Origin of the sequence: Shewanella sp., from assembly GCF_051658185.1 — a bacterium.
GTDB lineage: Bacteria > Pseudomonadota > Gammaproteobacteria > Enterobacterales > Shewanellaceae > Shewanella.
Genome location: NZ_JBOFMC010000182.1, coordinates 1 through 8,799 on the forward strand (window position 1 = coordinate 1; position 8,799 = coordinate 8,799).

Consider the following 8,799-nt stretch of genomic DNA (forward strand, 5'->3'; position numbering starts at 1 on the left):
TCGCCGACAAGGTCGCAAGGTAACTCTTAGTTGCGGCGACCGCCTTTTCTTCTCCGGCCCTTAATGGCACAACAACATCAACGATATCTTTAATCGGCGCGGTTTCATCATTCACTAACGCGACACAAAATGCGCCGGCATTTTTCGCCATGCGGGCCTGAGCCAAAATATCAGGGCTACGGCCAGATTGTGAAATCACAATCACCAAGCCACCAGCTAATTTCAAGCTTTTCCCGTAAACACTCGCCACCGATGGCGCGGCAGCAAAAGTGGGGACCCCGACTTCGATTTCAAAAAGATACTTAGCAAAAACCCCCGCGTGATCGGAAGATCCGCGGCCGACGATCATCACAAAACGAGGATCGAACGCCCGCAGTTTTTCCCCCAACTGTTGCATAATGTCAACGTTAGCAGCTAACTGGGCTGCAATCTTTTGCGGGGCGGTGCGAGCTTCTTGCTCCATTATCGTGTTAGTCATGTTGTTACCTTTATATTCCACTTCAGGGTTCGGCGGTGTATCACCGATAAAAATCGAGTAATTCGATAGTTGCTATTCACAATGCTGCAATTACAGATGCTGCTGTTTGAGTTGCTGCTGATTGAGTTGCTGCTGGGCAAAATACATCGCCCCGAGCTCAGGCGGCGCTAAGGTCGGAGAGATATTGGCCACCACATCGGCAGCAAGCCAGGCCTGCAAGGGCTCGGCAAGACCACCAATCATAGAAAATCGCACAGGATTAAGGCTAAATAACTTGCGCGCCATCTCGCTAATGTAATCCGCGCCTTCTTGTACAATCGCCGCTGCAACCGCGTCCCCCTGATGGGCACAATCGAGCACGCCTCTTGCTAAAGCGGCATAACAACTAGATGATTTACCAGCTAATTTTTCAACAATGCCGAGCGCATCACTCACATCAAGTTGCTGTAATAACACTTGGGTTAAGCCTGTCGGCGCCGCAAAACCATCCAGCGCTAATAGCACATGCTCCGCCGCTTTTAAGCCAAGCCAAGCGCCGCTACCCTTGTCACCTAAGGCAAAACCATGGCCGCCAATGCTTAAACTGGTATTGCCGACATGAGCATAACCGCAGGAGCCGGTACCAGTGATGATCACTGCACCATCCGCGCCGCGGTGAGCCCCAATACAGGCTGCATGTAAATCCGTAGTCACATACATTGCGGCAAAAGGATGCTGCCAATTGATGATGTCCTGATACAGATGCGGGACATTCACCCCTGCAAGGCCAAGACCGGCCACCAACAACTGGCAATCAGTCTCCTGCAGCCCCGCATCGCGCAAAGCTAATCGGGTCGATGTCTCAATCGACTCCAATGCCTGCGTCAGCCCATGCAGTGGATTCGCGCGTCCAGCAACACCTGTCCCTAAAACGGTACCGTCTGCCAAATAGATGGAAGCTCGACACTTACTGCCGCCGCCATCGACACCTAAAAACAGTTGTGGATCTTTTGTCTGGACCAATCCCATGACATCCCTCTTCCCTATCAATATCGCGCGCTTATTGTTTATATTATTGCGTTAATACTGCGCTCAACTTTAGTTAAACCAATGTTACAGCAGAAATGACAGCGTTGTCATTTAATTTTTGAGGTGATCCGCAAAATCTAAATGGGCCAAGCACCGCGGCAACCCAACAAAAAATAATGGCTGCATTTTTGTTATAAATGCAGCCATCTCAAACTGAATTAGTGGACCAGTAAACTGCGCCCTTTTCGCTCCCCATCGGCAGCGATGGCGCGGATCTCAATCGGCGGTGTCACGGCATGCCCCGCTTGATAGGCTTGCCATGGCCCATTGGCGGCGCGGTATTCAATCTTAAGCCCAGGATAAGCAACATTGGCAAACAGTTTGCCGTCACGGATTTGGGCACCGACGGTCGGTACGCGGTAATCAATCCCCGCTTTATCTAACTTGATTAACTCTTTATGCCCCAATGTATTTGCCAGTTGTGACCAAGATTGTGCCTGAGCCTTACGCATTGCAGGGGTAAAATAGCCAGAACCTTGATGATAAACTGCGCCCTGATACTGATAAGGCACCTCCCAACTTGCATGATGCCATGCCCGCTCAGCCAGCATGAGTAAGCGCGGGAAAATCATATATTCAACGGTTGCATCACTGCGGATAGTTTCGCTCCAAAGTTGCCCCTGCAGACCACTAACAGTCTTACCCTCAGGCCTTGGTCCCGAGATAATCTGTCCTGCGGCGTCACGCTTTGGCCTATCATCAGCTTCAAAGGGACGCTGTTCAATATCGGTCCATTGCTCAGCATTAGCTGGCAAATTGTCAGGCATAAAGCTAAAGACATTACGGCTATTGCTCGCGCGGCTCGCCCAGTAATAACCATGCTCTTTAGGATCGGCCTCATAGGGGAAGTCAAAATACAGCACTTCAGGATTAGAGAGCACCACTTCCCAGCCCTGCGATAACTGTTTATGGGCGCGCTCGTGGCCCTTATGGGCAATCACATCCCAAATATTCGATTGCACTTTTGCAGGCATATTCTCTGGACGTACATGGCTCATGCCATCGCTCCAGCCTGCGGCCTCAATGCCTTTTTGTGCCAACTGATGGGCGATACGCTCGATAAAATAAGCGCCTAATTCCTCAATAGATTTAACGCCTTTATCGTTATTGGCCACAAACGCTAAACACTCGGGGGACTGTTTCCAAGCGCCGGCAGTTTCGTCGGCACCGATATGGTAACGGGTTAATGGCACGCCAGCGGTCTTATGCAAGGCCGCAATTTCATCAATCACCTTATCGACAAAGCGATAGGTCGACTCCATACAAACGTTAAGGGTGTTGTCGTTGTAATACTGCACCGAAGCATACACAGTGGTATCCGCCGCATCCGACAACAGATAAGTTTTCGCCTCCGCAGGCTTGCCTTGGGCGAGTAATTTACGGTAACGCGCTTCCATCGCTTTAATCGCCGCGCGGCTATGGCCTGGCATATCCATCGAAGGGATCACTTGAATTTGGCGGGCATCGGCGTACTGGAGAATCTCGATATAGTCTTGTTTACTATAGAAACCATTAACGCTCGACTCCGGCAAAGGACCACTACCAAGTTGCGGTAGTAAACAGGTATTTTCCTCAAGATCGTGGCAACGCTTACTACCAATGTCGGTCAGCTCAGGCAAGCCATCAATCTCTAAGCGCCAGCCTTCATCATCGGCCATATGCAAATGTAATTTGTTGAGTTTGTATGCCGCCATTTGATCAAGCAGAGCAAAAATCATCGCCTTACTGTGGAAATTACGGGCCACGTCGATATGCATACCGCGGAAGGAGTATCTTGGGCTATCTTCAATCGTCATGGCATTTACGCGCAAATCCTGCACATCGATCAAACTGGCAAGTGACGATAACGCATAGGAAAATCCAGCCGCATCACCTGCGGCAATCTTGATACCATCAGGTTTAATATCCAGCAGATAACTGCCCTGTGCGCCTTGGCGCCAGCTGAGTTTCACCGCTAAGCCTTGGTCTGATTCTTTGACGCCCAACCGTGCTAAGCGTTCAAGCGCCGCTGCAACCTGATCGGTTTTAAAAGACGGTTTTTCAGCGGATGGACTGGACACTGACGCGACATCCAATTGAATGCCAGAGGTGAGTGACACCGCTTTATCGTGAGAGTGGATCGTCACCTTTTGCGGCGTTGGAATAATGGTATTGGCCACTAAACTGGCATCTTCGCTAACATTTTGGTTATTGCTAAATAACTGTGTTGCGGTGGCGGGCGCCAATTTATCCGTATCTGTGCGGCGATACTGCTTCACCATATCAGTGAACGGCTCAACATAGGGACGCACTTCCATTCGAGTCTCAGGATCTTGCTTCACTTGCGTGCTGGCAATCACCACCGGCGATAAATCTCCAGCAACGATGTAATAGTTTGGCATGGCATCGGTTTCAGACAATTGCCACAGCTCACCGCGGAACCTTAAGGTCTTTTTTACCCCTTTGCTAAAACCGCTAAACGCCTCAGTAGGCGCGATGCGATAGAGATCGCCTTTAATATGAGTGATAGAAAACTCTTTGCCTTCAACAGATTGCACTGGACGCATTTGGCTAAAATAAATCGCCCAATCTTGGCCTATGAGCTCAACCCCGGGGACAAAATCAATTTCAGCCACAAAGCAGCGACCTTCGGCGGCGGCCTTGTCACAGTTATCGTCGGGTCGATTAGTGAGAACCCGGTAGGTAACGCCTAAATTGTCCCCAAATTGCTGTAGTTGCGCTTGAGTTACTGGCGCCGATGTTGGCTGCTCGGCTGAACTTAACACCGGCGTATTGACAGTTTTAGGCCCTTCGCTACAGGCACTTAAGCCTAATGCAACTAAAATGGCGGTGGCGGCAATCGTTTTATTCATGATATTCCTTTTCTAGCTTCAGAAATGGCTACAATCTGAAAGAAGTGACCAACGTCCGCAGTCTTTCCCCTTGGTGAGACAGTCGCTCACTCGATTGTGCTAATTGCTCACTATCGAGGGAGGCTGAACCTGAGACATTGGCAAGATCGTTTAATGTACGAGAAATGGCTTCGGTAACACAGGTTTGCTCCTGCGCCGCATGGGAAACTTCCATATTCATATTACTGATATTGGAGACTAAATCAGTCACTTTCGCCAGCACGAGCTTAATTTCTTCCGAGCGTTTGACCCCTTGATCTGACAAGGTTTGACTCGCTTGCATCACACTGACCGTTTCGGCAACACGAGTTTGCACCTGTTGGATCATTTTTTGAATTTCACCCGTTGCCTGTTGCGTGCGGCTCGCTAAGGATCGCACCTCATCGGCGACCACGGCAAAACCACGCCCCTGCTCACCCGCTCTGGCGGCCTCGATGGCGGCATTTAATGCCAAAAGATTAGTCTGCTCGGCAATGCTGCTGATCACGATCACCACTTCATCGATACGCTCCGTTTCCAGTTGTAATTGCGACACCGATTGGGCCGAGCGCGCTAACTCCGCCGCCAGTTGCTGGGTAATCGCCAGCCCCGTATCAAACTGATGCAGACCCTCATCGCAGCCTCTGATTACTGGATTAACCAGCGAATTTTTATTAATGAATGCCGCTAACTTGTGTTTATCTCTAAACACCAATTTCTAGCTAAAAAAATGGCTAGGCACTTATTACAGTACCCAGCCAACACTAGTTTCTGGGGAGAGACTATCAAAATATCAAAGACAAACGTATCGCAGCCCGACAGCAATACCCTTGCCAAATACATGAATAAGGAGACCTCATCCCTTTCATGCAGACCTTACAAACAACGAAGCACACAAGCGGATGACAACGCTGTCATTGATAACTTACACAATAAAAAACAATATTGCTACATTTTTTAACAGCTAAATTCACTTTATCGCTGCAAGCCAATTTACTATTTATTAATCATATAGATATTCATGATACGCTAGACCAAAATCCATCCCCAACCGCATCATGCAAGCGGCTGGGTGGCGATCAGGTTTTGTCCATCACTAAATCAAATAAATTAAGCGAGCAAAGGTGCGCATAAATAGGGGCATAAAAACCGCGTTTTGCCAAAGCGAGCATAGCCTCATCGCTAAGCTGGCTGAGCTTTTGCTCATCCACGGTATAAATACCGTCAATATTGGTTTTGACTCCTTGCGAAGAAGTCACCGTTAGCACACGCGCTTGCAATAAATCCGCCTGTAACAGCGCCTTAATAAAATGCCGAGTCTGTTCTTGATAGTCTGCCTGCAAACTCACCAATTTAAGCTTGTGATTAAGAAACTCCGATTTATGGCCATCTGCGGTAAACAGTGGGTTATCTCCAGTTTCGGACACACTGGTATTATTCAGATCGATACCCACGATAAGGCGATCATCGCTGATCTTAGTCATCCCCAATGGATACAATTGTACTTGGAGCGGTAAATAGCGTGAACGCCAAACCCCTTGATTTAACAGTTGATTAGCTTGAGGACGTAAGGATGTCACCGCCACAGACAAAAATTCTCCTGTCTCGGCATTTTTGGTAAAAATAATCGGGAAACTGGTTGCCGCCGACATAAACTCCGGCACTAATAATGGCAGCATGTGGATCTGTTCAAAAAAGCGATAATCCACTTTGTTGTTAATTTTTAAGTGTTGATGGGTTAGCTCATTGAGGGGGACAAATTGGGTTTTCATGAGTTGTTTTCCGTGCAAACTGGGATTGATGATGGCCATTAAATGGCCTGTAAACCGTACATGTGGATTTTATTGAGCAAAGTTCGGTGATCGGGTAACTGCGCCAACCACTGCTGTTTACTGCGACTAAAGCGTTCATCCGCCTGCCAAGCTGGCACGCAAGCGGGTAAACCTGCCGTCATCTTCGCCTCAAATCCCATGCCGTAAAGCACATACTGGTAATTGTCTAGATTAAACACTTCAAACTTAGAGGGAAAATCTTCAGCAATCGGGATAAAGCGCTGCCACAGGTTGAGCCGTTGCTGCAGATTTTCTGGAATCGTATCTTCCCGCTGATTATCGCGCCAGAATGCGGAATCCACTCTATCGGATAGGCAGTAATGCAATTTGGCAAATTCCACCACCCTTTCCCAAGCATTGGCCACTGTCTCATTAAATCGCTGGGCCAAATATTCCAGCTGCGTTCTATCGTAGGGAAAGCGTTCAGCTAAAAACCGCGCAGAAAAATCCGTCAATAAAATCGAGGTTGCTTCTATCGGCTCAAGAAATCCTTGTGCTAAACCTAACGCCACGCAATTTTTAGCCCAAAATTGTTGTCGGTAACCCACTTTCATCGGGATCTGCCGATGAGCAACCTCAGCAAGTTTACCGCCTAAATAACAATCAAATTTCTCAGCCGCGAGCCCATGACTCATGTGCTGGCTAGAATATACAAACCCAGTACCACGCCGCTGCGTAAGGCTTATATCCCAGATCCATCCTGCCTGATGAGCCGTTGCCAGCGTAAACGGTGGAATACTGGACTCTGGCGGCGTCGGGATTTGTGCAACGATGGCCGTATCAATAAATAATTGGTGAGACTTATCGATAAAGGGCACCCTCAATTGCTTTGCCAGCAAAATTGACTCAAAACCACTGCAATCAATATAGAAATCAAAGGATAACGGCCCCTTGTCCGTCTGCAATTGATCAATTGTGCCGTCTAGAGCAAAGGTAGCCCCGGTCACCGTGGCATGAATGTGCTCGACATTAAATCGCTCAATGGCATTTTTAGCCAATAATTTCGCAAATTTTGCAGCATTAAGATGATAAGCATAACCAGCGACACCGGTATATTCAGGGGTCGTAATTAATTTAGGGGCTTTATGGGATTCACAAAGTGCATGTTGCAATGATACCGCATCGGCAAAATGCTGGCTGGGTTCGCAAATTAACTGTGCCAGTAAATCACCGTTAAATGGGTAAGGTTTATCAAACAAGTGATGATAAAAATTACCCTCACCGTGTTTGTGCTTATCTCGCCAATTAACAAATTTAATCGATTGCTTAAAAGTCACATCACATGACTGAATAAATTCAGTCTCGCTGATCCCAAAATGCTGTAATGACTGACGTATCGATGGAACGGTTCCTTCACCAACGCCAATAATCGGAATATCAGCAGACTCAATCAAGGTAATGGCTAATTCGACCCTATCTTTTAATGCACGCCCCAAATGGTTAGCAGCTAACCAACCGGAAGTCCCTCCCCCTATAATGGCGACCTTTTTTATTTGCATAGCACTATTCCATTTCTATCGCATTTCATGGTCAAGACTCCTAACTATATGCACGCTATTTTAATCTATAGCGATTAATAAAAAGCCTAGCAATTGCTAGGCTTTTTTAACTAAACCACTATATTAGAAGCGCAGCGCCATTCCAAGTTGGTAGCGAGCCTCGCCTTCAAAACTCCATACTGGGTAGTTGGCTTTAAACTCATTAATGACACCTTCGGCATCAAGTGGAGCCACACCTTTTTGAATACTATCTTCTTCAAATAAGTTCACTACTTCAAATGTCACGGATAAATAGTCAGTCACATTGTAGTTAGCACTTAAATCGACTGTGCCATAGGCTTGATGCTCGCGGTTACCATAAAACCCTGGTAATTCACGCATCATATATTCAGAACGCCAGTTGTAAGCGGCACGTACAGAGAAATCATCCATTTCATAATAGCCCACTAAGTTAACGGTGTGCTTAGATGAATCAGAGAAGACCCCAACACGATCAGCGTAATTTTCAGCAGGTGATGATGCATCAGCAAAAGTATAATTGACTGAGTAACCTAAGCCATTATCAAACGCATCTTGTAACTGCAATTCAATACCATCAATTGAACCACCAGTGGCATTAAAGTTTTCACTGACTGTCCAACAATCGTATACACCAACACCACAAGAACTGACGCCTTCCTTGATTAAGTTAGGATCTTCAATACCGATTTGTTGATTTAATTTCTCTTTAGTCGAAATAAATGAGCTAACATCCTTAATAAAGTAAGTCGCGGCAAACAAACCTTCGCTACTAAAGTACCATTCAATACCTAAATCAGCTTGAGACGCTTTGAAGGGTAATAACCCCACATTACCTGTAACAGCCTTTTCATTACCTGGAGTTCCATCATTAAAACCAGGTAATTTCGTTGTTGCAAATAAATCGGCATAATTGGGTCTAGAGATAACTTGGGCTGCCGATGCACGTAATATCACATCGCTTGCTAAATCAAAGGCAATGTTCATGCTAGGTAGCACGTCGTTATAACTGGCTTTATCTGTGCTCAAATCAT

At 47.0% G+C, this 8,799-nt stretch carries 6 protein-coding genes and 1 pseudogene; all 7 read right to left on the reverse strand.

What is annotated here, in order from left to right; genetic code table 11:
- On the reverse strand, positions 1-478 hold a 478-nt coding region (locus ACRCZA_RS07380; protein ID WP_438673808.1), incomplete at its 3' end, for an SIS domain-containing protein.
- Positions 479-568: 90 nt separating this feature from the next.
- Positions 569-1,486, reverse strand: coding sequence for an N-acetylglucosamine kinase (nagK, locus tag ACRCZA_RS07385; RefSeq protein WP_438673809.1), 918 nt, complete (start codon positions 1,484-1,486; stop codon positions 569-571).
- 218 nt (positions 1,487-1,704) lie between these two features.
- Positions 1,705-4,398 carry a family 20 glycosylhydrolase gene (locus ACRCZA_RS07390; RefSeq protein WP_438673810.1) on the reverse strand — a complete coding sequence of 898 codons (2,694 nt, stop codon included), beginning with the start codon at positions 4,396-4,398 and terminating at the stop codon, positions 1,705-1,707.
- Positions 4,399-4,426: 28 nt separating this feature from the next.
- Positions 4,427-5,044, reverse strand: a pseudogene (locus ACRCZA_RS07395) (methyl-accepting chemotaxis protein); the annotation flags it as partial.
- A 451-nt stretch (positions 5,045-5,495) separates the two neighbouring features.
- Positions 5,496-6,188 (reverse strand): SapC family protein, encoded by a 693-nt coding sequence (locus ACRCZA_RS07400; protein ID WP_438673811.1) that lies wholly within the window; start codon positions 6,186-6,188, stop codon positions 5,496-5,498.
- 38 nt (positions 6,189-6,226) lie between these two features.
- Entirely contained in the window at positions 6,227-7,747 is a 1,521-nt protein-coding gene (locus tag ACRCZA_RS07405) for a tryptophan halogenase family protein (protein ID WP_438673812.1), read from the reverse strand.
- Between the two features lie 123 nt (positions 7,748-7,870).
- The coding region (locus tag ACRCZA_RS07410; protein WP_438673813.1) for a TonB-dependent receptor domain-containing protein at positions 7,871-8,799 on the reverse strand (929 nt) is incomplete at its 5' end.

Bases quoted from the DNA above. Each gene is read 5' to 3' on its own strand.
- nagK (WP_438673809.1), bottom strand. From the start codon at position 1,486: ATGGGATTGGTCCAGACAAAAGATCCACAACTGTTTTTAGGTGTCGAT.
- ACRCZA_RS07390 (WP_438673810.1), bottom strand. From the start codon at position 4,398: ATGAATAAAACGATTGCCGCCACCGCCATTTTAGTTGCATTAGGCTTA.
- ACRCZA_RS07400 (WP_438673811.1), bottom strand. From the start codon at position 6,188: ATGAAAACCCAATTTGTCCCCCTCAATGAGCTAACCCATCAACACTTA.
- ACRCZA_RS07405 (WP_438673812.1), bottom strand. From the start codon at position 7,747: ATGCAAATAAAAAAGGTCGCCATTATAGGGGGAGGGACTTCCGGTTGG.